The sequence below is a fragment of the Croceicoccus bisphenolivorans genome, from assembly GCF_001634625.1.
GTDB lineage: Bacteria > Pseudomonadota > Alphaproteobacteria > Sphingomonadales > Sphingomonadaceae > Croceicoccus > Croceicoccus bisphenolivorans.
In genome coordinates this window covers 163,531-187,367 of record NZ_LRSE01000007.1, presented here as the reverse complement: position 1 = coordinate 187,367, position 23,837 = coordinate 163,531, and the positions used below count along the sequence as shown (strand labels likewise).

Below are 23,837 nucleotides of genomic sequence, written 5' to 3'. Positions count from 1 at the left end.
CGTGGTCTAATTTTGCACCGCCGTTCTCAGAACTGATTGAAAACGGCAGCATCATTGTCGAAGACGGCATCATCAAGGAGGTCGCTAGCGGAGAGATCAAATCCGATGCCAAGGCAGTGATCGACTGCGCCGGCAAATTCCTGATGCCGGGCCTGATCGATCTGCATTTTCATGCCTATTCCGCCAGCTTTGACATGCATTACCTCGATACCATGCCAGATGCGTTTCTGGTGTCGCACGCGGTGAGGCATCTGGAAGGCGCTCTCGATCGCGGTTTTACCACCGTCCGCGATCCCGGCGGTGGCGATATCGGGCTGGCGCTGGCGATCGAGAAGAACCTGATCAACGGACCTCGTTTCTATTACGGCGGCAAGGCTTTGTCGCAGACTGGCGGGCACGGGGATATGCGCAACCCACGCGAAAAGGACTTGTGCAACTGCGCCTATTCCGGGGTTATCTGTCAGATCGTCGATGGCGCGGACGAAGTGCGCAAGGTCGCGCGCGGCGAGTTGCATCGCGGCGCAGACCATATCAAGGTCTTCATCTCGGGCGGTGTCGCATCACCGTCCGACCCCATCTGGATGCAGCAATTTACGATGGACGAGCTGCAGGCTGCTGTCGAAGAGGCCCGCACCAGGCGAAAATACGTGATCGCGCATTGCCACACCGACGATGGAGCCCGGCGCTGTGTCGAGGCTGGCATCCGCTCGATAGATCACGCGACATCGATATCGCCCCAGACCGCCGAACTTATCGCAAAGACCGGCAACACCTACACGGTGCCGACTGTGGCCGTGATTCAGCAAATCCTGACCGTCGGTGCCGAATCGGGGATGTCGGCCGAGAATCGGGAGAAGGCTGCCGGTGCACTGGAAAGTATGCTTGGTTCGATCGAGACGTGCCGCCGCGCCGGAGTGAAAGTGGGGCTGGGCACCGATGTGTTCGGCACTGACTACCACAACATGCAGTCGAATGAGTTCCGCTATCGTTCCGAAGTGGAGAGTCCTCTCGAAACCTTGCGTTCGGCTACGTCGGTTAACGCGGAGATCATGCAAAGAGCGGGCGAGCTAGGTTGCATTGCGCCGGGCGCGCGAGCGGACATGATCGTTCTGGACGGCAATCCCCTGAACGACGTTTCGATCTTCGAGAGGTACGCAACCCATATGCCGGTCGTCATCAAGAACGGCACGGTCAAGCGTCACCAACTCTGAAGCCATCCGCCCGCTCGAAACACCACCACGGGCAAAGGCACGCGCGGCCAACCTAATGCTTGAGCACTGTTTGCTGAAAAGAAGCGTGGTGGACGGGACTATGAAGAATGAGGCATGGTAGCGAGCCATACCCTCGTTCGTCCTAGTCCCTTGCACTTTCTGGCCGTGCTGTCGGGATACGAAGCTCTGGTCCGGTCACCGGCCTGATTTTGCTTTGCGCCAAAATATGCGGTTTCCGGCGGGTGAAATGGTCGGGGAGACAGGATTCGAACCTGCGACATCCTGCTCCCAAAGCAGGCGCGCTACCGGGCTGCGCTACTCCCCGACCCTTGGACCTGCCGCGTACGGCAGGAAAAATACGGTGGGCCCGGCAGGATTCGAACCCGCGACCTAGCCGTTATGAGCGGCCAGCTCTAACCGCTGAGCTACAGGCCCTTGGCCAGCGCGCCTAGCTGGGGGAGAGGGACTTGGCAAGCGCCGGTGTACGCACAACGCAAAGTTGCTCTCAGGCAGCTTCTTCGCTGCCAGCGCTTTCGTCGTCGATCTCGCAGGGCAGAGTCAGGACCAGCCGGTCGGCATGGCGTTCAAGGCTGCCTCCTGCCGCTCGCGTTTCCGCCGTCAGCAGCCGCAAGGCAAAGCCGCGGCCCAGAAGGCCGACAGCCAGTTCCTGCGTGGCATCGTCGTTGGCCGCAGCGCCGTAAAGCGTGGTGTCATCAAGTGCGGACAGGGCGCGTGGCATGCCGACACTGAGGATCAACTGATCGGCGGAGGTGGATACATCGAATGCGATCCGGTCGCCTTCGCGCGCGGCAACGGCCACCACGCCCAGCAAGCGCCAGACGATCCGTTCCAGATCGCTTTCTGCGACGGCCACCGTGACATGCGGGTCGGCGTAGTGCGCATCGAGATGTGCGTCACGGGCGGACAGCAAGGGCAACACCTGCTCTACGAGCGAATCAAGCATCGGCCCGACCTCCGTCCGGCCAGCAGCAAGCTTGCGCGTGCCCATGCGCAGGCGCACCAGCCGGTCGATCTCCTCAAGCCCGGCAAGCAGTGCCGCAGTCTCCCCCGCGATGTTCGCCGCCAGCGAGCGGTACTGGTGCGGGACAGGGCCGAACAATTGCTGCTGGATAATCTCCGAAAAGCCCTGCAGCGCATTGATCGGCGTGCGCAGTTCATGCAGCGCCTGCCGTACCAGATCGCCGCGCGGATCGGCCCGCTTGCCGACCTCTCGCGTCAGGCGGGCGTGATAGCCGAGAAACCGGCCGACGGGATCGAAGTTCGGCGCTGCGTCCAGCCGCCAGTCTCCCGAAATCGTGGGAGAGGCGGTGATTGCCACTTTACCGCCGCGCACCGATTGCTGACGCCGGATGGCAGTAGCCGTCGCTTCGTCGAGGCGCGCGGTGGCATCGGCAGTGGCGGACAGGATCAGGCCGGACAGCATTGGCGCAAGGTTGCTGGCCCATCCGATGCGCCCGTCTGGCGAAATCCGGCAGTCGATTTCGCGCGGCACGGCCACCGGCGGCGGAGCGGCGTCATCGGTCTCTGCAGAAGATCCGGCGGCAGCGGCGGCAAGAATGCGTTCCCCGCTCATGACTTCGTGCATCGCGGCTTCGCGGCGGGCCACGCGGAACCGTTCGATGCGCGCGACGATTTCGGAAATGTCCGATACCTGCGAGGGTTCGGCAGTTTCCGGAACCGGCGGATCGGGAGGTGCAGGTGCGCGGGACGGTACGGGCGCGCTTGGCGTCAGCTCGTCGACGATCGATCCGCGCTTCGGCGTGCGCTTCATCAGCAGGTCTGGCTTTTCCTCGCCGGTGCGGGCGCGTCCGTTCGTGCGCGCCGTGCGGATGCGACCCTGCAGGTCTTCATCCAGCACGCCGGTCAGCACGGTCCAGCCTTCCTCGTCGAGATCAGCCGCAGCGATCGCGGCACTCGCCACTTCCGGCTCCCCCTCGCACAACTGGGCGACCAGCGGCGGCGATCGCAAGCGCAGGGCAGGATCGGCAAGTATGGAGGCACGTTCGGCTGGGGGAATTCTGCGCGCCAGCGAAGCAAGGCGCAGGAATGCAGCGGCCACAAGCGATCCGTCCGCCACCGCCTTGCCACTACCGAGGAGGTCGACGAGTTGCCGATATTGCGCACGCGCCGCATCGTCGCTGTCAGCAGCGACATCGAGCACGGTACGCAGACGGTCATCGAGTGTCATCGGATCCCCTGAAGCGGTGGAGCGTGACGGGCCCGCCGAGCAACGAGCCAATCCCGATTCCACCTGATCAGTGAGGTAAACTTCAGGTTAAGACTGCGAAAGAGGTGTAATCGCTGCGTTGCAAAGTGGAACAGGGACGATAATAGTACGATTATTGCTTGGAACGGCCTCAGGTTGTTCGCAACTTGCCCACGTTGGTGAGTTCCTTGCACGAAAAATTGGGGGCTGCGGCACAAATGGCCGCTTTCTGGGTTGAAGTACCATGAATTTTGATGAGATCGACAGGCGCCTGCTGGCCGAATTGCAGGACGAGGGGCGGATAACCAACGTCGAACTGGCACAACGGGTCGGGCTGACTGCGCCCCCGTGCCTTCGCCGTGTGCGCGCGCTTGAGGAAAGCGGCGCGATTCGCGGTTATCACGCGGATCTCGATGCAGCCACGCTGGGCTTCACGATAACCGTCTATGCGATGGTCAGCCTGAAGAGCCAGGCCGAAGATGCCCTGCGCGCGTTCGAGGAGCATATCGCCACGCTGCCTGCCGTGCGCGAATGTCACATGCTGAACGGCGAGATCGACTTCATCCTGAAGATCGTGAGCAAGGATCTGCAAAGCTTTCAGGAATTCCTCACCAGCCGGCTGACTCCTGCGCCCAATGTGGCGAGCGTCAAGACATCGCTGGTCATCCGTACGTCGAAGACCGAACCGGGCGTGCCGCTGGAATAACGGGAATGCAGGGGTTTCGCGCGGCTGCCGTCATGGTGCTGGCGGTTATGCTCGCCGGTTGCCAAGGCGAACCGCGCGACGCCATCGTGCCCGCGCCGCGCCAGTCCGAACTCTACAGCATTGCAACCGACGCGCGCGGCATCCGCAAGGTGGCGACGTTCGATGCGGATGTGCTGGTACTGTCCCGTGCAAGCTATGGCGGGCTGATCGGAGATGATTTTTCCGACTATTCGCCGGTCGACATCGCGGTTGCATGGGGAGAAGGCGCGCGAGCCGACGTGCACGGGCGCATCAGCATCACGCAATCGGGCCGGTTCTATTACTGGCGCGCCGGTGCGGAGGCATGGCAGGACCCGCGTGTGCGGCGTTTCGGGAAGTTTTCGGCCAACTGGCACCTCATTCCCGCCAATGACAATGCAGCCGCCGTGATCCGTGGCATCGGCGCGAATGACGTGGTGTCGCTGCACGGCCATCTGGTCGACGTGTTCGCACCTGACGGGCGGCGCTACAAAACATCGCGTACCCGCAACGATCAGGGTGCGGGTGCCTGCGAGATCTTTCTGGTGAGCGAGGCGCGGATCGTCAGCTGATCCGCGCCGAACTCAGGCATCGCGCTCGGCGAGCCATTCCTCCAGCCACTTGATCGTGTAATCGCCGTTCAGGAAATCGTCCTGCCGGATCAGTTCCTGATGCAGCGGGATCGAGGTCTGCACCCCTTCGACGACCATTTCTTCCAGCGCACGCTTCAACCGCATGATGCAGCCTTCGCGCGTGCGGCCATATACGATCAGCTTTGCGATCATCGAATCGTAGTAGGGCGGAATGCGATAACCGGCATAAAGGCCCGAATCGACGCGCACGTGCATGCCGCCAGCCGCGTGATAGCTGGTGACCAGCCCCGGCGAAGGCGCGAAGGTGAAGGCGTTTTCCGCGTTGATCCGGCACTCGATCGAATGGCCGGCAAAGCGCAGTTCGTCCTGCGTGACCGACAGCGGCTTGCCGTCGGCAATTCGGATCTGTTCGCGCACGAGATCGACACCGGTGATCGCTTCGGTCACCGGATGCTCGACCTGCAGGCGGGTGTTCATCTCGATGAAGTAGAACTCGCCGTTTTCCCACAGGAACTCGATCGTGCCCGCGCCGCGATAGCCCATTGCCGCCATCGCGTCGGCGCATACCTTGCCCATGCGGGCGCGTTCGTCGGCGCTGATGACGGGCGAGGGGGCTTCTTCCAGCACCTTCTGGTGGCGGCGCTGCAGCGAACAGTCGCGCTCTCCCAGGTGGATCGCGTTGCCTTCGCCGTCGCCGAAGATCTGGAATTCGATGTGGCGCGGGTTGCCGAGGTACTTCTCGATATAAACGGTATCGTCGCCGAAGGCCGATTTCGCCTCGCTGCCCGCCTGTTTCATCAGCGTTTCGAGCTGGTCTTCGGACGGGCACACTTTCATGCCCCGACCGCCGCCGCCCGATGCCGCCTTGATGATCACCGGATAGCCGATGTCGGCCGCGATCAGCCTCGCCTCGTCATAGTCCGAAACCGCCCCGTCAGATCCGGGAACGAGCGGCAGGCCAAGCTCGCCCGCGCTTTTTTTCGCCGCGACCTTGTCGCCCATCGTGCGGATGTGTTCCGGCTTGGGGCCGATCCACTTGAGGCCGTGCGCCTCCACGATTTCGGCGAACTTGGCGTTTTCGGACAGGAAGCCGTAACCGGGATGGACGGCATCGGCATTGCTGATTTCCGCGGCCGAGATGATCGCCGCCATGTTCAGGTAGCTGTCGGTGGCCGAGGGCGGGCCGATGCAGACGGCCTGATCGGCAAGGCGAACGTGCATCGCATCGGCATCGGCGGTGGAGTGCACCGCCACCGTCTCGATCCCCATTTCGTGTGCCGCGCGGTGGACACGCAGTGCGATCTCGCCGCGATTGGCGATCAGTATCCGCGAAATAGCCATCCGTCCGTCCCCGCTCAGTCGATCACGACGAGGGGCTGGTCGAATTCGACAGGTTCGGCATTGCCGACGAGAATCTTGCTGATCGTTCCGGCCTTGGGCGCGGGAATCGCGTTCATGACCTTCATCGCTTCCACGATGAGCAGGGTTTCGCCGGCCTTCACCTGCTTGCCCACTTCGATGAAGTTGGCCGCACCCGGTTCGGGCGAGAGATAGGCGGTGCCGACCATCGGCGACTTCACCGCGTCGACCGGCGCTGCACTGGCAGCGGCAGGCGCGGGATCGGCTGCGGCAACCGGCGCAGCGGCAGGAGCTGCAAAGGCAGCGACAGGGGCCGCGGCCGCCGCAACGGCGGCGCGCGACACCTTGATCTTGCGGTCACCGTCTTCGACCTCGATCTCGGTCAGGCCGGTTTCGGTCAGCAGTTCAGCAAGCTCGCGCACGAGTGCGCTGTCAACGTTCATGCCGGCCGTACGGCGGGCTACGGGGGTCTTGGCTTCGCCCATCAATTCCTCTTTCGGAGGTTGTCTGTTGGCGTAGCGCGCTACGCCGAGACTTGATGGAGGGCAAGGGGCGGATGCGTTCTTCCCCGCCAAACCTGCCTGCGGCTTACCTTTCGGTGCCCTTGGTCTTTCCCCATTGGCGGGCGACCGTATAGCCGAGATAACCGGTGCCGAAGAGGGCATAGAGCGGTTCGGGTAAACCGTTCAGATACCGCGTGATGCCATCCGCGATCGCTGTGGCCGATGGCGGGTCGAACGCGGCGATCAGCCCCATGGGAATGGAAAACAGGATCATCGCGTACATCACGTAGAGGAAACCGGGGCGGGCGCGGCTTGTCCACGGATCGGTCGAATTCGCTTCGGCGACGATGGCCGAAAGCCGCGCCTCCACCAGTTGCATTTCCTGCGTGCCTTCCAGTCGGAGCAGTTCCAGCTTGGCCTTTTCGCGGGCTTCCTTGTCGGGGATGACGCGATCGATGATGCGGGTGATCGGCACGATGAGCGAATCGAGTAAGGGCAAGGGGCTTCTCCTGAGGCGTGGAATGGGTGAACAGCCATGGGGAAGGGATTGTAGGAAAATAAAATCTCGACCAATCGAGGCGGCATTGAGCAGGAGAAACGCATTGGCGATCACGATCGAGGCTATGACGGGCGAACAGATCGAGGCGGCGATAGAGGATCTTGCCCGCCTGCGCATCGCGGTCTTCGCAGCCTTTCCCTACCTGTATGACGGCGATCCGGCCTACGAGGCGAAATACCTGCGCGAATTTGCCGCGGCACCTGACGGCATTCTGGTCGCGGCGCGAGACGGTGACCGAATCGTCGGCGCCGCGACAGCATCGCCGATGGCCGCCCAGAAGCCCGAATTTCGCGCTCCGTTCGAAGAGCGCGGTTTCGATACGGCAGAGATGTTCTATTTCGGGGAGAGCGTCCTGCTGCCCTCGTGGCGTGGGCAGGGTATCGGGCACGCCTTTTTCGATCATAGAGAGCGTCAGGCACTGGCTTGCGGCGCTACAAGCGCCTGCTTTGCGGCAGTGGTCCGCGCAGGCGACCATCCCCACCGCCCCGTCGATTACCGACCGCTGGACTCATTCTGGCGCAAGCGCGGCTATGAGCCGGTAGCGGGGTTCGTTACGTCGTTCGCGTGGAAGGATCATGGTGAAGAGCGGGAATCGGAAAAGCCGATGCAGTATTGGATGCGGCGATTCTGATGCGCGAATTTCCTGATTTGTAGTGAAATTGCCTGGATATTTTCCATCAGGCGCAGATTATCGCCATAGAGTGCCAGATATGAAGTGAAAAACGCTTGATGGAAGTTGCTAGTGTCCGCGCGAACCTCCGTGATGATCGACCGGAGGCGCAGGGGCAGCAGAATGCATCAGTATCAAACGGGTTTCGGCAATCACTTTGCAAGCGAGGCGGTAGCAGGCGCATTGCCTGTCGGCCGCAATAGCCCGCAGCGTCCGGCGTTCGGGCTCTATGCCGAACAGTTTTCGGTCAGCGCATTCACGATGCCGCGCAGCGACAACTGCCGCAGCTGGTTCTATCGCATGCGCCCCGCTGCCGCGCATCCACCGTTCGCGCCGTGTGATTCGGGGTCGCAGCTTCGATCCGCGCCGTTCACGCACGAGCCGGTCAGCCCGAATCGCCTGCGCTGGGAGCCGCTGCCTATGCCGCAGGAGCCTGTCGACTGGCTGGACGGCCTGGTGACGTATGGCGGTAACGGCGATGTCGGTACCGGCGCGGGGATCGCGGCGCACCTTTATGCCGCGAACCGCTCGATGGAGCGGCGGGTCTTCCAGTCGAGCGACGGCGAGCTGCTGATCGTGCCGCAACTGGGCACGCTGCATATCGATACCGAGATGGGCCGCCTCGACGTGCCACCGGGGCATATCGCGGTTATCCCGCGCGGCCTGCGGTTCGCAGTCCGGCTCGACGAACCCTCGCGCGGCTATGTCTGCGAGAATTATGGCTCGCCGTTTCGCCTGCCGGACCTAGGCCCCATCGGTTCTAACGGCCTTGCCAATCCGCGCGATTTCGAAACGCCCGTTGCCTGGTTCGAGGATGTCGAGCGCGAAACCGAGCTGGTGCAGAAATTCCAGGGCAGGCTGTGGCGCACGGTGCTGGGTCATTCGCCGTTCGACGTTGTCGCATGGCATGGCAATGCCGCGCCCTGTCGCTATGACCTGTCGCGCTTCAACACGATCGGCACGGTCAGCTTCGATCATCCCGATCCTTCGATCTTCACCGTGCTGACTTCGCCAAGCGAGACTGCCGGCACCGCCAACTGCGATTTCGTGATTTTTCCGCCACGCTGGATGGTGGGAGAGGATACTTTCCGCCCGCCGTGGTTTCATCGTAATGTGATGAGCGAATTCATGGGGCTGGTGCACGGCGTCTACGATGCCAAGGAAGGCGGGGGCTTCGTGCCCGGCGGCGCCAGTTTGCATAACCAGATGAACGGCCATGGCCCCGATGCAGAAACGACGCGCAAGGCGATGGACGCGAAGCTGGAGCCGCAGAAGATCGAGAATACGCTCGCTTTCATGTTCGAAAGCCGCTGGGTCATCCGCCCGACCGAATTCGCCATGACAATTCCGGCCCTGCAGGGGGATTACGACGCCTGCTGGGACGGATTTGACAAGGCAACGCTTCCGCAGTGAGAACGATTTTCATGCTCGACCATACCCACGACGTTGAGGCCAAAAGCTGGGTGCCCGGCGCCGACGACCATGCCGAATTTCCGGTCCAGAACCTGCCGCTGGGCATCTTCTCTCCCAAAGTGGAGCAGGACCCGCGCGGCGGCGTGGCGATAGGCGACAGCATCCTGTGCCTGCGCGGCGTTGCCCGCCTGTTGACCGGCAATGCGGCGGAAGCGGCGAAGCTGGCCGATGCGCCTTCGCTCAACGCCCTGTTCACCGATGGCAACGCGATGGCCGATGCATTGCGGGTGGGGCTGTTCGATCTGCTGACCGATCGGGATCGCGCCAGTGAAGCGGGCAGGATGCTGTTCGCGCAAGCCGACTGCGATCTGTTCGTCCCGTTTCGTGTCGGCGATTACACCGATTTCTACACCGGGATCGAACATGCGAAGAATGTCGGTGCCCTGTTCCGGCCCGACAATCCTCTGCTGCCGAACTACAAGTACGTGCCCATCGGTTATCACGGGCGTGCGTCTTCCATTCGTGCAAGCGGTGCGGACGTCATCCGGCCAACCGGCCAGACCCGTTCGGCGGAGGGCAAACCCCCGTACTTCAAGCCGAGTGCGCGGCTGGATTACGAAATGGAAATGGCGATCTGGACCAGCGGTTCGAACAGCCTTGGCCAGCCCGTACCGATCGGCGAAGCCGCATCGCATATCGCTGGCCTCTCGATCCTGAACGATTGGTCTGCTCGCGATCTGCAGGCATGGGAATACCAGCCGCTGGGGCCGTTCCTTGCCAAGAACTTCCTGTCGACGGTGTCGCCCTGGCTGGTGACGAGTGCGGCGCTGGCCCCGTTCCGCACGGCCCAGCCCGCGCGGCCCGAAGGCGATCCGCAGCCTCTGGAATACCTGTCGGACGAAGCCGATCAGGCTTCAGGGGCATACAACGTTGAAATGGAAGTGCTGATCCTGACCGACGCGATGCGGCAGGGCGGTCATGCGCCCCACCGTTTGTCGATCGGTCCGATGACCGCGATGTACTGGACGGCGGCGCAGCTTATCGCGCACCACACCGTGAACGGATGCAACCTGCAGCCCGGCGACCTGCTCGGCACCGGCACGTTGTCCGGCCCGGATGCATCCAGCTACGGTTCGCTGCTCGAACTTTCGGACGGCGGCAAAAGCCCGCTGACCTTGCCGACCGGCGAGACGCGCACGTTCCTTGAAAATGGCGACGAGATCGTGATGCGTGCCCATGCCGTGGCGCAAGGGGCGCGAACCATCGGGTTCGGCGAATGTAGCGGACAGGTCGTCGGCTGATGGCGCTCACGCTGCATGGCTACTGGCGCTCCGGCACCAGCTATCGCACGCGCATTGCGCTGAACCTGAAGGGGCTGGAATACGCGCAAGTCACGCACGACTTGCGCAAGGGCGAACAGAAGGACGCGGCATACACGGCGCTTGCGCCGCAAGGCCTCGTCCCCGCGTTGGAGATCGGCAACGGCATTGTGCTGCCGCAGAGCGTCGCAATCCTCGAATGGCTTGAGGAAACGCATCCCGAGCCGCCACTACTGCCGCGCAATGCGAACGATCGCGCGATCGTTCGCGCCATGTGTGCGATGATCGGCAGCGATGTGCACCCGATAAATAATCTGCGCATCCTGAAGTACCTGAAGAACGAACTGGGTCAGGAACAGGCCGCCATCGACGCATGGGCGCGGCACTGGATCGCGGAAGGTTTCGCGGCGCTCGATACGATGATCGCACGGCACGGCACCGGCTACGCCTATGGCGACACTCCGACGCTGGTCGATTGCTACCTCGTGCCGCAGGTCTATTCGGCAGAGCGGTTCGGGTCGGACCTCGCGCCCTATCCGGACCTGATGGCGGCTTATGAACGGGCGGCGGTCCACCCTGCCATTGCCGCCGCGCACCCGGACAGGCAGCCCGACGCCGATCAGTAACGGACAGGCGCGTAGAGGCTCTTCGCGTCCTCAAGCCTTCCTTGCAGCTTGGCCCGCAATAGTGCGACGAGACCGCTGATCTTGGGCGAGAGGTGCCGGCGCGTCGGGTAGATTGCCCAGATCGGCTCGTCCTCCGGCCGTTCGTCTTCCAGTACTTCCTGCAAGCGACCTGCCGCCAGGTGTTCGCGCACGTAGAAGGCGGGCAACTGGCAAATCCCCATGCCCGCAAGGCAGGCGTCGACCACTGTTGTGCCGCTATTGCATTGCCAGCGCCCGCGCGGTCGAAAGGTCTGGCCGCGACGGAAATGCCATTGCGAGGATGAGCCGACCAGGCAATCGTGCGCCGTGAGTTCCGCGATCTCTCCCGGCTCTCCGTGCAAGGACAGATAATGGCGCGACGCGACTGTCACCAGTTCGCGCTGGGCCACGCGGGTTGCGATCAGGCGCGAATCTTCAAGGTGCCCGGTACGCACGGCAAGATCGTATCCCCGGCTGACGATGTCGACCACGTCGTTGTCCAGATCGAGCGTGACGACCAGAGACGGGTTCTCCTGCGCGAATTCGCGCACCAGTGGAGAGACGAAGCGTTCGCCCAGCGCGTAGGAGCAGGTGACCCGCAACGTCCCGCGCGGCTCGCCCTGCGATGCGATGCCCGCGATGGCTTCCTCGCGCTCGTCCACCAGTCGCTGGCATTGTTCGAGGAAGATGCGGCCCGTATCGGTCAGGAAGAGCGAGCGGGTGGTGCGGTTGAAAAGCTGCGTTTCCAGCCGTGCCTCCAACCTGGCCACGGCGCGGCTCATGTGCGTGACCGACGCGCCGAAGGCCCGCGCGCCTGCAGTGAACGAGCCGGCTCGTGCCACGGCGACGAATTCCTCTATCCCGTCCCATCCGCCGATCATGGATTATTGCCTCTCGGTGATAATGCTTTGCCAAAAACGCTGTTTATCACCGGATGGTGTGATTGCTAGAGCGGCCTCAATCAATTTACGCGATCAAGGAGCATTCCCATGAAAACCCGCGCTGCCGTCGCCTTCGAAGCGAAGAAGCCGCTCGAAATCGTCGAGGTCGATCTTGAAGGTCCGAAGGAAGGCGAAGTCCTCGTCGAGATCATGGCGACGGGCATCTGCCACACCGATGCCTACACGCTCGACGGGTTCGATAGCGAAGGCATCTTCCCCTCGATTCTCGGCCACGAAGGTGCTGGCATCGTGCGCGAAGTCGGCCCCGGCGTGACGAGCGTGAAGCCCGACGACCACGTCATCCCGCTCTACACCCCCGAATGCCGCCAGTGTAAGTCGTGCCTGTCGGGCAAGACCAACCTGTGCACCGCGATCCGCGCCACGCAGGGGCAGGGCCTGATGCCCGACGGCACCAGCCGCTTCTCCTACAAGGGCGAGACGATCTTTCACTACATGGGTTGCTCGACCTTCTCGAACTTCACCGTCCTGCCCGAAATCGCGGTTGCCAAGATCCGCGAAGACGCGCCGTTCCAGTCGGCCTGCTATGTCGGTTGCGGCGTGACCACGGGCGTGGGTGCGGTGACCAACACCGCGAAGGTACAGGTCGGCGACAATGTCGTGATCTTCGGCCTGGGCGGTATCGGCCTCAACGTCATTCAGGGCGCGCGGCTGGCAGGGGCCAACAAGATCATCGGCGTCGACATCAACCCCGACCGTGAGGAATGGGGCCGCAAGTTCGGCATGACCGACTTCCTCAACACCAAGGGCATGAGCCGTGAGGACATCGTCGCCAAGATCGTCCTGATGACCGACGGCGGCGCGGACTATACCTTCGACGCGACCGGCAATACCGAAGTGATGCGCACGGCGCTGGAAGCATGCCACCGCGGCTGGGGCACCAGCATCATCATCGGCGTGGCCGAAGCGGGCAGGGAAATCTCGACCCGTCCGTTCCAGCTGGTCACGGGCCGCAACTGGCGTGGCACGGCGTTCGGCGGGGCCAAGGGCCGCACCGACGTTCCCAAGATCGTCGACATGTACATGACCGGCAAGATCGAGATCGACCCGATGATCACGCACGTCATGGGTCTGGAAGAAATCAACACCGCTTTCGATCTGATGCACGAAGGCAAGTCGATCCGTTCGGTCGTCGTCTTTTAAGGGCATATCCGATGTTCACACACGTTTTTGTCGGCGCGAATGATGTCGCCGCAACCAAGGCGTTCTACGATGGCGTGATGCAGGCGCTTGGCCATGGCGAGGGTGCGCTGATCAAGGATGGCGCGGCCGTTGCCTATGCGAGCAAGGCCGGTTCGTTCATTGCCGGGCTGCCGCGTAACGGAGAGCCCGCCAGCGGTGCGAACGGCGGCACGATCGGGCTGCATGCGGCCAGTCCCGAAGCTGTGGATGCGGCATATGCGGCCGGTCTTGCCAATGGCGGAACGGACGAAGGCGCACCTGGCCCGCGTGAGGCTTTTCCCGGTAGCTACGGCGCCTACCTGTTCGATCCGTCGGGCAACAAGCTGTGCCTCTGGCACGTGGCGGGCTGATCACATGACCTTCGAAACCGTTTCGACCAACAAGGCCCACGGCGGCGTGCAGGGCGTGTACAAGCACGTTTCTGCCGCCACGGGGACTGAAATGACTTTCTCCGTTTTCGTGCCGGACCATGCGCCGGGCGAAAAGTTGCCGGTGCTATGGTACCTGTCGGGCCTGACCTGCACCCACGCCAACGTGACCGAGAAGGGCGAATATCGCGCGGCTTGCGCCGAACATGGCGTGATCTTCGTTGCGCCCGATACGTCCCCGCGCGGTGACGATGTGCCCGATGACGAAGGCTACGACTTCGGCAAGGGCGCGGGCTTCTACGTCGATGCGACGCAGGAACCGTGGGCAAAGCATTTCAACATGCGTTCGTACATCGAGAATGAACTGCCCGATCTCGTCGCCACGAACTTCCCGGTCGATATGGCACGGCAGGGCATCACCGGCCACTCGATGGGCGGCCATGGTGCGCTGACGATCTCGCTGCGCAATCCGGGCCGGTTCCGCTCGACCAGTGCCTTCGCACCGATCGTCAGCCCGCTGAACTGCCCTTGGGGCGAAAAGGCGCTGACCGGCTATATCGGCGCGGACAAAGCGGCATGGCGCGAATACGACGCCTGCGCGCTGATTGTCGACGGTGCGCGCCTGCCCGACCTGCTGGTGGATCAGGGCGGGGCGGATAATTTCCTTGAAGAGCAGTTGAAGACCGCGCTGCTCGAACAGGCGGTCGGCGATGCCGGGATGAAAGCGACGATCCGCGTGCAGGACGGGTACGACCATTCCTACTACTTCATCTCGACCTTCATGGCCGAACATGTTGCGTGGCATGCCGAAAGGTTGAAGGCATGAGCGTCACCGAGACGCTGGCCGCCTATTACGCGGCCTTCAACCGGCAGGATGCGGAAGCCATGCTGGCTCTCCTTTCAGACGATGTCGTCCACGAACCGAGCCAGGGCGATCCGCGCCACGGCAAGGACGCCTTTCGTGCATTCCTCGCGCACATGAACCGCTGCTATGCCGAACAGGTCATTGATCCGGTGTTCATGGCTAGCGCGGACGGTACTAGCGGGAGTGCGGAGTTCCGTTTGACGGGGCGCTACCTCGAAACGGACGAAGGGCTACCGTCCGCAACGGGGCAGGAATATGCCTTGCGGGTCGGTGCGTTTTTCGAGTTCGCCGACGGCCTGATCACGCGGGTTTCCAATCACTACAACCTTGCGGACTGGATCCAGCAGGTTCAAGCTGGCTGACATCATGGACCGGATTGATGCCATCGTCGCACGCCACGCGGACCGTGAGGGACCGCTGCTTCCCATCCTGCATGACGTGCAGGCAGAACTGGGGGCGGTCGACACTGCGGCCGAAACCCGCATCGCGCACCTGTTGAACCTGACTCGCGCCGAAGTGCACGGCGTCGTCAGCTTCTACCACGATTTCCGTGCAGAAGCCGACTCGCGCCCCGTGGTGCAGGTCTGCCGCGCAGAGGCGTGTCAGGCGCGCGGGATCGAGGCGATGATGCCTGCGGTTGCCGCAGCCGCGGGCGACAGGGTGCGGGTGGAGACCGTCTATTGCCTTGGCCTTTGCAGTGTCGGGCCGAATGCACGGATCGGCGATGATCTCCATGCGCGGCTGGACGAAGGCGCACTCACGAAACTGGTGGAACGCGCATGAACACGGTTCGCATATCCGACGATGCCGTTGCCCGCGCCTGCGGGGCGGACAAGGTCGTCGCGGCCTTCGAAAAGCTGGGCTGGACGGTAGAGCGGGTGTCGAGCTGGGGCATGCACTGGCTGGAACCGCTAGTCGAGGTGAACGGTGTCGGCTGGGGGCCGGTAACCGCAGACCGCGTGGCCGAAATTGCCGAAGGCGGCGCGGATGACCTCTGCATCGGTCCCGTTGCAGCCCATCCCTTCATCGCCAGCCAGCAGCGCCTGACTTTCGCGCGGGCAGGACGGACCCGTCCGCTCAGCCTTGATGATTACGCAGCGACCGGCGGCTGGGCAGGTCTCGACCGTGCCCGCACCATCGGGAGCGAACAGGTGCTGGCCGAAATGGTCCAGTCGGGCCTGCGCGGTCGTGGCGGCGCGGGTTTTCCCGCCGGCATCAAGTGGCAGACTGTCGCCAAGGCAGAGGGCAGCACCAAATACGTGGTCTGCAATGCGGATGAGGGCGATAGCGGCACCTTCGCCGACCGCATGGTCATGGAAGGCGATCCTTTCGCCCTGATCGAGGGCATGGCGATCTGCGCCCACGCTGTCGGAGCGGGGCAGGGCTATATCTACCTGCGTAGCGAATATCCGGATGCCATCGCCAAGCTCAACGCGGCGATAGAACTTTCCGCATCGCGCATCGCACCTTTCCGCATCGAGGTTCGAGTGGGAGCCGGTGCCTATGTCTGCGGCGAGGAAACCTCGCTGCTCAACAGCCTTGAAGGCAAGCGCGGCGAAGTGCGCGCCAAGCCGCCGCTGCCCGCGCTTCAGGGACTGTTCGGTCGCCCGACGGTTGTGAACAATGTCCTGACGCTTGCCGCTGTTCCGCATATCCTCAGCGAAGGCGGGGCCGCGCGATACGAGAACCTCGGCATGGGCCGGTCCAAGGGCACGATGCCGATCCAGATCGCGGGCAACGTGAAGCAGGGCGGGCTGTACGAAACCGCGTTCGGCGTCACCTTGCGCGAGCTGGTCTATGACATTGGCGGCGGCACCGCTTCGGGCAGGCCGGTAAAGGCCGTGCAGGTCGGCGGGCCACTGGGCGCCTATATCCACCCCGACCAGTTCGATATCGCGTTCGATTACGAGGCCTATACCGCTGCCGACGCGCTGATCGGGCACGGCGGCATCGTGGTGTTCGACGACACCGCCGACATGGCTGCGCTCGCACGCTTTGCCATGAAGTTCTGCGCGGCGGAATCGTGCGGCAAGTGCACACCGTGTCGTATCGGTTCGGTGCGCGGCATGGAGATCATCGAGCGGATCCTTGCCGGTGGCAGGCAGGCCGACGCGGTGGAAATGCTGCCCCAGATGCACAATGCCCGCCAGCCGGAGCGGAGCCTGGAAGAACAGGTCGCGCTGCTGGAAGACCTTTGCGAGACGATGAAGTTCGGCTCGCTCTGTGCGCTGGGCGGGTTCACGCCCTATCCAGTGCTGTCCGCCCTGCGCCACTGGCCCGAGGATTTCGGTCTGGCGAAGCAAGCGGTGCCGGCATGAACGGCACCGAACAGGCCCGCGTCAGGCGGCTGGGGCTTGAGGCAGAGGGCGACGGCGAACTTGTCCGTCCGCTCGCCATCGAGACGCCGGTTGCCGTCGAGTACAACGGTCTCGGCTATGCCGTGATGATGGCGACACCCGACAGGCTTGAGGATTTTGCGCGCGGGTTCACCCTGTCCGAAGGGCTGGTCGACGCGGCATCGAAGATCGAGGCGATCGACGTTCACGAAACAGCGGACGGCTGGATCGTGCGCGTCGCCCTTCCACCCGAAGCGATGGAGCCGGTGATCGCGCGGGCGCGGACCCGCGTTTCGGAATCGAGTTGCGGCCTGTGCGGCATGGACAATATCGCCGAAGTCCTGCGCCCGATGCCGCGCATCACCGCCCGGATCGAAACGACGCGCGAGGCCATTGCCGATGCGCTGCGCCGTCTGCATCATTACCAGCCAATGGGCCTTCGCACCGGGGCAATGCATGTTGCGGCCTTCTGCGCGGCGGACGGTACGATCGTGCTGGCGGCAGAGGATGTCGGGCGGCACAATGCGCTCGACAAGCTGATCGGCGCGATGGCGCGCGAAGGACGCGATGCGCGGAATGGCTTCATCCTGCTGTCCGCGCGGTGTAGTTTCGAGCTTGTCGAAAAAACCGTGAGAGCGGGTTGCCCGCTGCTCGTCACCATTTCCGCGCCGACCAGCCTTGCCGTCGATCGCGCGGCGCAGGCGGGGCTCGCCCTTGTCGCGCTGGCCCGGCGCGATTCCGCGCTTGTCTTCGGCGATCCGCAGGGCGTTCTGGCGCTTGAAGGAGAAACCTGATGGGATACGCGAAACAACCTGATTTCGGCACGCCCGAAGTCCGCAGCGACAGGACTGTCACGCTCTCCATCGACGGGCGCGAAGTCACCGTTCCCGAAGGCACCAGCGTCATGCGCGCGGCGGCCGAGATCGGCGGCGACATTCCGAAACTTTGTGCGACCGATATGGTGAAGAGCTTCGGCTCCTGCCGCCTGTGCCTTGTCGAAGTTGAAGGGATGCGCGGCACGCCCGCGTCCTGCACGACGCCCGTGACCGAGGGCATGGTCGTGAAGACGCAGACCCCGCGACTGGAAAAGCTGCGGCGCGGGGTGATGGAGCTTTATATCTCCGACCACCCGCTGGACTGCCTGACCTGTAGTGCGAACAACGACTGCGAGCTTCAGGATGCGGCGGCCGACGTGGGCTTGCGCGATGTGCGTTATGGCTACGACGGTGCACATCACCTTGGCCAGGCGCCCGACGTGTCGAACCCCTATTTCCTGTTCGCGCCGGACAAGTGCATCGTCTGTTCGCGCTGCGTACGCGCCTGTGACGAAGTGCAGGGCACGCTGGCACTGACGGTGGACGGACGCGGGTTCGCTAGCAAGATCAGCGCGGGCACGACGGAGGACGATTTCCTGTCCAGCGAATGCGTGTCCTGCGGCGCCTGCGTGCAGGCCTGCCCGACATCGGCGCTCATGGAAAAGAGCGTGAAGGAGCATGGCAAGCCCGAACGGTCCGTCGTCACGACTTGTGCCTATTGCGGCGTCGGCTGCACTTTCCGCGCGGAAATGCGGGGCGAACAGCTGGTCCGCATGGTTCCGTGGAAGGAAGGCAAGGCGAACCGCGGCCATTCCTGCGTGAAGGGCCGTTTCGCTTGGGGCTATGCCAACCACAAGGACCGGATCACCTCGCCGATGATCCGCGATTCCATCGACGAGCCCTGGCGTGAAGTCAGCTGGGCCGAAGCGATCAGCTATGCCGCCGGACGGTTGAAGGACATTCGCGCCGAGCACGGTGCAAGGGCGCTCGGCGGTATTACCTCCAGCCGCTGCACCAACGAAGAGACGTTCCTTGTCCAGAAGCTGGTGCGCGGCGGGTTCGGATCGAACAACGTCGATACGTGCGCTCGCGTCTGCCATTCGCCGACGGGATATGGCCTCAAGACCACGTTTGGCACCAGCGCGGGCACGCAGGATTTCGACAGCGTCGAGCATAGCGACGTCATCCTTGTCATCGGCGCGAACCCTACCGATGCACACCCCGTCTTCGCCAGCCGCATGAAGCGCAGGCTGCGGCAGGGCGCGAAGTTGATCGTGATCGACCCGCGCCGGATCGATCTCGTCCGCTCCCCCCATATCGAGGCTGCGCATCACTTGCCGCTGCAGCCGGGCACCAACGTCGCGGTGCTGACCGCGATGGCGCACGTGATCGTGACCGAGGGGCTGGTCGACGCCAAGTTCGTTCAGGAGCGTTGTGAAGTCGACGCGTTCGAAGACTGGGCCCGCTTCGTTTCCGACGAAAGCCACAGCCCCGAGCGGTTGGAGCCCGTAACCCGCGTTCCGGCGGAAGAACTGCGCGCGGCGGCGCGGCTGTTCGCGACCGGCGGAAACGGTGCGATCTACTACGGCCTTGGCGTGACGGAGCATTCGCAAGGGTCCAGCACCGTCATGGCCATCGCGAACCTTGCCATGGCGACCGGCAACATTGGTCGTCCCGGTGTCGGCGTGAATCCTTTGCGCGGGCAGAACAACGTGCAGGGCGCCTGCGATATGGGATCGTTCCCGCACGAACTGTCGGGCTATCGCCATATCTCGGACGCCGAAACGCGTGCCCTGTTCGAACAAGACTGGGGCGTTACGCTGGATGCCGAGCCGGGTCTGCGCATCAACAACATGCTCGATGCCGCGTGTGACGGCACGTTCCGCGCCATTTACATTCAGGGTGAGGATATTCTTCAGTCAGACCCTGACACCAAGCACGTCGCGGCGGGGCTGGAGGCGATGGACTGCGTCATCGTCCACGACCTGTTCCTGAACGAGACTGCGAACTACGCGCATGTCTTCCTGCCCGGCAGCACTTTTCTGGAGAAGGACGGCACATTCACCAATGCCGAGCGCCGCATCCAGCCGGTGCGCCGCGTGATGGACCCGGCAAACGGGTATGAGGACTGGCAAGTCACGCAGCTTCTGGCGAATGCCATGGGGCTGGGCTGGGATTACGGCCATCCGAGCGAGATACTGGCCGAAATCGCGCGCCTGACTCCGACTTTCGCCGGCGTCACGTGGGAACGGCTGTGCGCGGTAGGCTCGCTGCAGTGGCCTGTGAACGAGGCAAATCCCGATGGCGCGCCGGTGATGCATATCGACGGCTTCGTGCGGGGGAAGGGCCACTTCGTTGTCACCGAATACGTGCCGACGGACGAGAAGACCGGCCCTCGCTTCCCGCTGCTGCTGACGACGGGGCGCATCCTGTCCCACTACAACGTCGGCGCGCAGACACGGCGCACCGCCAATACCGCATGGCATCCGGAAGACCTGTTGGAAATGCATCCTGTCGATGCCGAAAACCGCGGCCTGAAAGACGGTGACTGGGCGCGCCTGGCCAGCCGCAAGGGGGAGACGACGCTTCGTGTCAAAGTGACCGAGCGTGTCGCTCCGGGCGTCGTCTACACCACGTTCCACCACCCCGAAACGCAGGCCAACGTCGTCACTACAGACTATTCCGACTGGGCGACGAACTGCCCGGAATACAAGGTGACGGCAGTGCAGGTCGCGCCTTCGAACGGGCCGACCGACTGGCAGGAAGACTATGCCGATCTGTCCGAACGGTCCCGCCGCATCAGTCACGAGCCTGCAGAATGAGTAATACGCATGCCCGTTTGATCTACATGGCGAACCAGATCGCGCGGAATTTCTCCGCGCTTGACCATGAAGCGGCAGCCATGGCGACGGCCGATCACATCCAGCAGTTCTGGGACCCCCGGATGAAGGCGGGGATATCCGGTGACGAACCGGACCTCTCGCCGGTGGCTGCCCGCGCGTTCGTGATCCTGCGTACGGAGGGCGAACCGCCGCCGCAGACGCGGGCGACGGTATTCAACCCTGTGGATGAAGGCGGACGCTCCGACGCCGGGTAGGCTCAGCGTGCGGGTATTTCATCGCTTGGCAGCGCGCCGCGGGCATGGGCATGCTGGAGGTGTTCGACCAGCGCGCTGTGCAAAGGGCGGGTAAAGGCGACGCCGCAGAACGAGCGGTACAGCCAGCGCACTTCCGCTGAAATGGGTGCCATTGTACCGATAGAAATGCTTAGCCCGGCACCGGGACGGACAGTTGCGATTCCATCGCGCAGGCGGCAGCCGTGTTCCGAAATGTCGACGACTGACGTCTCGTATTCGCTACCGTCATCGGTGCGGTAACTGGCGGGAATCTTCACCCGTGATCGATAGGCCTGTCTTGTCGTCATCTCCGGCTGAATACAGGCGCGCTCGTTAAAGAATTGCCACCCGGTGTTCTTCCAAAAATGCGAAATGTGCGTCAAAAATGCGCAATGAACCGACCCTTTTGACGGTTGCTAGCGCACTCGTCGTGCGGCATTTTATAAGCTGGAGGCTGGCCATTCCGGCCGCCGCCAGCCTGGCACAAGGGGGAAGCCATGCAACGTTCGAAAATTAGCCATGGAATCGCGATAATCGCACTTGCGGCACTATGCGGATGCACTTCCGAGGCGGAGGAGCCGGCTAAGGTTACCGCGACCGACGACGCGGCGATGGAAGTGGCCGAACCGGCCGCCGATCCGGATTACGTGCCGGCCCAGCAAGTCGCTGACATTCCAATCGAACATGTCGGGTTCGAGGATGGCAGCAATTCGACCACGGTCGAGGGATCGATCACCGGCTACGAATCGATCGACTATGTCTTCCGGGCTAAACAGGGCCAGCCGCTGAACATTTCCATGGCGACGCCGCACACGGCCACCTATTTCAACCTGATCGAACCCGGTGAGACGGATGTGGCGATCTTCAACGGGTCCATGGGCGAAAACATGTTCGAGGGCGCGGCCGCAAAGTCGGGAGACTACCGCGTCCGGGTCTACATGATGCGCAGCGCCGCCCGGCGCGAGGAGACGGCCGATTACAGGCTTGAAATCAACGTCGGATAATCCCGCCCCTCAGCCCCGTGTCGTCAGGCGCCATCGCCTCTCGACGCGGGCGTGGCACTGGCTGAACGTGGCGGCGGTCTTCACCTGTTTGATGAGCGGGTTGACCATCTTCAATGCCCACCCGCACCTGTACTGGGGGCAGTACGGGGCGAATCCCGACACCCCCTGGCTTCGCATCGGCGCTACTAACGACAAACAAGGTTTCCTGCGCATCGGCGATTTCGAAATCGCGACGACCGGCGTGCTCGGTTCTTGGCAGAAGGACGGGCGCACGCAGACCCGCGCCTTTCCGCATTGGGCGACGCTACCTTCGAACTACAGCCTTGCCGCGGGGCGCAAGTGGCACTTCCTTGGCGCTTGGGTGCTGGGGATCGCGGGGGCGCTATACCTCGTCTGGTCATTGCTCAACCGGCACTTGTGGCACGACGTAGTGCCGCGACGAGCGGAGCTTGAACCCCGGCATATCTGGCAGGACGTGAAGAATCATGCCCGCCTGCGCCTGCCGAAGGGTGAGGCGGCGGCGCGGTACAACGTGCTGCAAAAGCTGGCCTATCTCTCGGTACTGGTCGTGCTGCTGCCCCTGATCGTGCTGACGGGCCTGACGATGAGCCCGACGATGGATGCGGCGTGGCCATGGCTGCTCGACCTGTTCGGCGGGCGGCAATCGGCGCGCTCGATCCATTTCCTTGCCGCGTTTGCGCTGGTGCTGTTCATTCTCGTCCACCTCGCAATGGTCGTGCTGGCAGGGCCGGTGAACGAGATCCGCTCGATGATTACAGGGCGGTTCCGCCTGCCATCCGAAAACGGGCCGCCGGAGAAGACGCCATGATGATCGGACGCCGCAAGTTGATCGCGGGGCTGGGCGCGGGGCTGACTCTGGGCGGGTGCCAGAAAATCCTCGAAACCGGACCGGTCGACGGTTTCGCGCAGTCGCTGGACTTGTTCACCCGCGATGCGCAGCGACTGGTGACGAGCCGCGACGCGCTGGCCCGCGAATATTCGGCGGCGGAGCGCAGCCCCGATTTCCGAGCCAACGGATCGCGCACCGTGGATACGCCCGAATACCGTCGCCACCTGGCGCAGGGGTTCTCTGGCTGGCGGCTGGCGGTGGGCGGCATGGTGGCAAGGCCGCTGTCGCTCTCAATCGCGGACTTGCAGCACATGCCCGCGCGCACCCAGATCACCCGGCACGACTGTGTCGAGGGGTGGAGCGCGATCGGCCAGTGGACCGGCACGCCGCTCTCCCACCTGCTGAAGCTGGCGGGCGTCAGTGACAAGGCCCGCTACGTCCTGTTCCGCTGCGCCGACCGTTATGGCGACACACCCTATTACGAGAGCGTGGACATGATCGAGGCGCTGCACCCGCAGACGATCATGGCATGGCGCATGAACGGCCAGCCACTGCCCGAACGGCATGGCGCGCCGCTGCGGCTTCGGGTGGAGCGGCAGCTGGGTTACAAGCATGCGAAATACGTGACCGGCATAGAGGCCATTGCTGACTACCGCGATATCGCGGGCGGCAAGGGCGGCTTCTGGGAAGACCGCGCGGGGTACCAGTGGTGGGCGGGGATTTGAGCCAAGCGTCATCCCCGCGAAGGCGGGGATCCAGCTTTACCGTTCGCGGCGGCGCTCTGTGGATTCCCGCCTTCGCGGGGATGACGATGGCGGATGGCCGGTAACGACCCGATTGCGGACGTTCTCACGAACTGACATCTATTTGCGATGAGCACGAAAAAATTCATTTCCGCGCAACGGCTTGCCGTGAATGCCGTCTTCATGTTGATTATGCTCAGCCTATTGCTTTTTTGGCTCCATGCGCTGCTTGATTGGTTGTTCAACCTCGGCTGGAGTTCGGACCCGCAAGTGCTCTGGGCTGCACCTCTCATGGCGATCTTTGGATACGGGCTACGCTTCGCCTGCTTTACGGTATTCGGTTTTGTTGAAGAAAACTTCTAGCGTCTGATTCCCACC

The 23,837-nt window shown here is 63.2% G+C and carries 26 protein-coding genes and 2 tRNA genes; 20 read left to right on the top strand and 8 right to left on the bottom strand.

Features of this window, described 5'->3' with window-relative positions:
* Positions 1-1,211 (top strand): metal-dependent hydrolase family protein (locus tag A7A77_RS10085; protein WP_082836043.1); only part of this gene is annotated, 1,211 nt, incomplete at its 5' end.
* 248 nt (positions 1,212-1,459) lie between these two features.
* Here A7A77_RS10085 and A7A77_RS10080 read toward each other — a convergent pair.
* From A7A77_RS10080 to A7A77_RS10070, 3 genes are all read right to left on the bottom strand, one after another.
* Positions 1,460-1,536, bottom strand: a tRNA-Pro gene (locus tag A7A77_RS10080).
* Positions 1,537-1,573: 37 nt separating this feature from the next.
* A tRNA-Ile gene (locus tag A7A77_RS10075) sits at positions 1,574-1,646 on the bottom strand.
* A 70-nt stretch (positions 1,647-1,716) separates the two neighbouring features.
* Positions 1,717-3,420 carry a sensor histidine kinase gene (locus tag A7A77_RS10070; protein WP_066557090.1) on the bottom strand — a complete coding sequence of 568 codons (1,704 nt, stop codon included), beginning with the start codon at positions 3,418-3,420 and terminating at the stop codon, positions 1,717-1,719.
* Positions 3,421-3,682: 262 nt separating this feature from the next.
* On the opposite strand from A7A77_RS10070, the gene A7A77_RS10065 reads away from it, so the two are divergent.
* Positions 3,683-4,144: an Lrp/AsnC family transcriptional regulator gene (locus A7A77_RS10065; protein ID WP_066557087.1), complete on the top strand. Its 462-nt coding sequence runs from the start codon at positions 3,683-3,685 to the stop codon at positions 4,142-4,144.
* Positions 4,145-4,149: 5 nt separating this feature from the next.
* Positions 4,150-4,734 (top strand): hypothetical protein, encoded by a 585-nt coding sequence (locus tag A7A77_RS10060; protein ID WP_156500507.1) that lies wholly within the window; start codon positions 4,150-4,152, stop codon positions 4,732-4,734.
* Positions 4,735-4,746: 12 nt separating this feature from the next.
* Here A7A77_RS10060 and accC read toward each other — a convergent pair whose 3' ends face one another.
* The 3 genes from accC to A7A77_RS10045 all read right to left on the bottom strand — a co-directional run bounded on the left by accC (position 4,747) and on the right by A7A77_RS10045 (position 7,116).
* Positions 4,747-6,096, bottom strand: a complete 1,350-nt coding sequence (gene accC / locus A7A77_RS10055; RefSeq protein ID WP_066557077.1) for an acetyl-CoA carboxylase biotin carboxylase subunit — start codon at positions 6,094-6,096, stop codon at positions 4,747-4,749.
* Between the two features lie 14 nt (positions 6,097-6,110).
* A complete protein-coding gene (accB, locus tag A7A77_RS10050) occupies positions 6,111-6,557 on the bottom strand; it encodes an acetyl-CoA carboxylase biotin carboxyl carrier protein (RefSeq protein WP_082836047.1) in 447 nt (148 codons plus the stop codon).
* 145 nt (positions 6,558-6,702) lie between these two features.
* Positions 6,703-7,116 carry a holin family protein gene (locus A7A77_RS10045; protein ID WP_066557071.1) on the bottom strand — a complete coding sequence of 138 codons (414 nt, stop codon included), beginning with the start codon at positions 7,114-7,116 and terminating at the stop codon, positions 6,703-6,705.
* A 103-nt stretch (positions 7,117-7,219) separates the two neighbouring features.
* Between A7A77_RS10045 and A7A77_RS10040 the strand changes: the two genes are divergently transcribed.
* From A7A77_RS10040 to maiA, 4 genes are all read left to right on the top strand, one after another.
* Positions 7,220-7,807, top strand: coding sequence for a GNAT family N-acetyltransferase (locus A7A77_RS10040; protein WP_245638444.1), 588 nt, complete (start codon positions 7,220-7,222; stop codon positions 7,805-7,807).
* A 162-nt stretch (positions 7,808-7,969) separates the two neighbouring features.
* The gene (gene hmgA, locus A7A77_RS10035) at positions 7,970-9,259 is read left to right on the top strand and encodes a homogentisate 1,2-dioxygenase (RefSeq protein ID WP_216635573.1); all 1,290 of its coding nucleotides are present in this window, start codon (positions 7,970-7,972) and stop codon (positions 9,257-9,259) included.
* Between the two features lie 11 nt (positions 9,260-9,270).
* The gene (gene fahA / locus A7A77_RS10030) at positions 9,271-10,560 is read left to right on the top strand and encodes a fumarylacetoacetase (protein WP_066557059.1); all 1,290 of its coding nucleotides are present in this window, start codon (positions 9,271-9,273) and stop codon (positions 10,558-10,560) included.
* Positions 10,560-11,204 carry a maleylacetoacetate isomerase gene (gene maiA, locus A7A77_RS10025; RefSeq protein ID WP_066557057.1) on the top strand — a complete coding sequence of 215 codons (645 nt, stop codon included), beginning with the start codon at positions 10,560-10,562 and terminating at the stop codon, positions 11,202-11,204. The genes fahA and maiA overlap by 1 nt, the downstream gene beginning before the upstream one ends.
* Here maiA and A7A77_RS10020 read toward each other — a convergent pair.
* Positions 11,198-12,103, bottom strand: a complete 906-nt coding sequence (locus A7A77_RS10020; protein WP_172799882.1) for a LysR family transcriptional regulator — start codon at positions 12,101-12,103, stop codon at positions 11,198-11,200. The two genes, maiA and A7A77_RS10020, sit on opposite strands and share 7 nt — an antisense overlap.
* A gap of 108 nt (positions 12,104-12,211) precedes the next feature.
* Here A7A77_RS10020 and A7A77_RS10015 point away from each other — a divergent pair, with 108 nt between their 5' ends.
* Genes A7A77_RS10015 through A7A77_RS09975 form a run of 9 tightly spaced genes read left to right on the top strand, consistent with a single transcriptional unit; the run spans position 12,212 to position 20,844 of the window.
* Positions 12,212-13,324 (top strand): S-(hydroxymethyl)glutathione dehydrogenase/class III alcohol dehydrogenase, encoded by a 1,113-nt coding sequence (locus A7A77_RS10015; protein ID WP_066557054.1) that lies wholly within the window; start codon positions 12,212-12,214, stop codon positions 13,322-13,324.
* 11 nt (positions 13,325-13,335) lie between these two features.
* On the top strand, positions 13,336-13,713 hold the full coding sequence (locus tag A7A77_RS10010; protein ID WP_066557052.1) for a VOC family protein: 378 nt from the start codon (positions 13,336-13,338) through the stop codon (positions 13,711-13,713).
* 4 nt (positions 13,714-13,717) lie between these two features.
* A complete protein-coding gene (fghA, locus tag A7A77_RS10005) occupies positions 13,718-14,557 on the top strand; it encodes an S-formylglutathione hydrolase (protein WP_066557050.1) in 840 nt (279 codons plus the stop codon).
* Positions 14,554-14,958: a ketosteroid isomerase-related protein gene (locus tag A7A77_RS10000; RefSeq protein WP_066557047.1), complete on the top strand. Its 405-nt coding sequence runs from the start codon at positions 14,554-14,556 to the stop codon at positions 14,956-14,958. Before fghA ends, A7A77_RS10000 begins: the two co-directional genes overlap by 4 nt.
* Positions 14,959-14,962: 4 nt before the next feature.
* Positions 14,963-15,379: an NAD(P)H-dependent oxidoreductase subunit E gene (locus A7A77_RS09995; protein ID WP_066557043.1), complete on the top strand. Its 417-nt coding sequence runs from the start codon at positions 14,963-14,965 to the stop codon at positions 15,377-15,379.
* Entirely contained in the window at positions 15,376-16,914 is a 1,539-nt protein-coding gene (locus A7A77_RS09990; RefSeq protein WP_066557039.1) for an NADH-ubiquinone oxidoreductase-F iron-sulfur binding region domain-containing protein, read from the top strand. The genes A7A77_RS09995 and A7A77_RS09990 overlap by 4 nt, the downstream gene beginning before the upstream one ends.
* Positions 16,911-17,726 carry a formate dehydrogenase accessory sulfurtransferase FdhD gene (gene fdhD, locus A7A77_RS09985; protein ID WP_066557037.1) on the top strand — a complete coding sequence of 272 codons (816 nt, stop codon included), beginning with the start codon at positions 16,911-16,913 and terminating at the stop codon, positions 17,724-17,726. The genes A7A77_RS09990 and fdhD overlap by 4 nt, the downstream gene beginning before the upstream one ends.
* Positions 17,726-20,569, top strand: a complete 2,844-nt coding sequence (gene fdhF, locus A7A77_RS09980) for a formate dehydrogenase subunit alpha (protein WP_066557036.1) — start codon at positions 17,726-17,728, stop codon at positions 20,567-20,569. Before fdhD ends, fdhF begins: the two co-directional genes overlap by 1 nt.
* Positions 20,566-20,844, top strand: coding sequence for a formate dehydrogenase subunit delta (locus A7A77_RS09975; protein WP_172799881.1), 279 nt, complete (start codon positions 20,566-20,568; stop codon positions 20,842-20,844). Before fdhF ends, A7A77_RS09975 begins: the two co-directional genes overlap by 4 nt.
* 2 nt (positions 20,845-20,846) lie before the next feature.
* Here the strand turns inward: A7A77_RS09975 and A7A77_RS09970 are convergent, their stop codons facing one another.
* Complete coding sequence (locus tag A7A77_RS09970; RefSeq protein ID WP_066557032.1) at positions 20,847-21,170, bottom strand: PilZ domain-containing protein; 324 nt, start codon at positions 21,168-21,170, stop codon at positions 20,847-20,849.
* Between the two features lie 189 nt (positions 21,171-21,359).
* Here A7A77_RS09970 and A7A77_RS09965 point away from each other — a divergent pair, with 189 nt between their 5' ends.
* The 4 genes from A7A77_RS09965 to A7A77_RS09950 all read left to right on the top strand — a co-directional run bounded on the left by A7A77_RS09965 (position 21,360) and on the right by A7A77_RS09950 (position 23,822).
* A complete protein-coding gene (locus A7A77_RS09965) occupies positions 21,360-21,866 on the top strand; it encodes a hypothetical protein (RefSeq protein ID WP_082836042.1) in 507 nt (168 codons plus the stop codon).
* Positions 21,847-22,695 carry a cytochrome b/b6 domain-containing protein gene (locus tag A7A77_RS09960; protein WP_066557029.1) on the top strand — a complete coding sequence of 283 codons (849 nt, stop codon included), beginning with the start codon at positions 21,847-21,849 and terminating at the stop codon, positions 22,693-22,695. Before A7A77_RS09965 ends, A7A77_RS09960 begins: the two co-directional genes overlap by 20 nt.
* A complete protein-coding gene (locus A7A77_RS09955) occupies positions 22,692-23,441 on the top strand; it encodes a molybdopterin-dependent oxidoreductase (protein ID WP_066557026.1) in 750 nt (249 codons plus the stop codon). The genes A7A77_RS09960 and A7A77_RS09955 overlap by 4 nt, the downstream gene beginning before the upstream one ends.
* Before the next feature lie 147 nt (positions 23,442-23,588).
* Positions 23,589-23,822 carry a hypothetical protein gene (locus A7A77_RS09950; protein ID WP_066557024.1) on the top strand — a complete coding sequence of 78 codons (234 nt, stop codon included), beginning with the start codon at positions 23,589-23,591 and terminating at the stop codon, positions 23,820-23,822.
* The last annotated feature ends 15 nt before the right edge of the window (positions 23,823-23,837 follow it).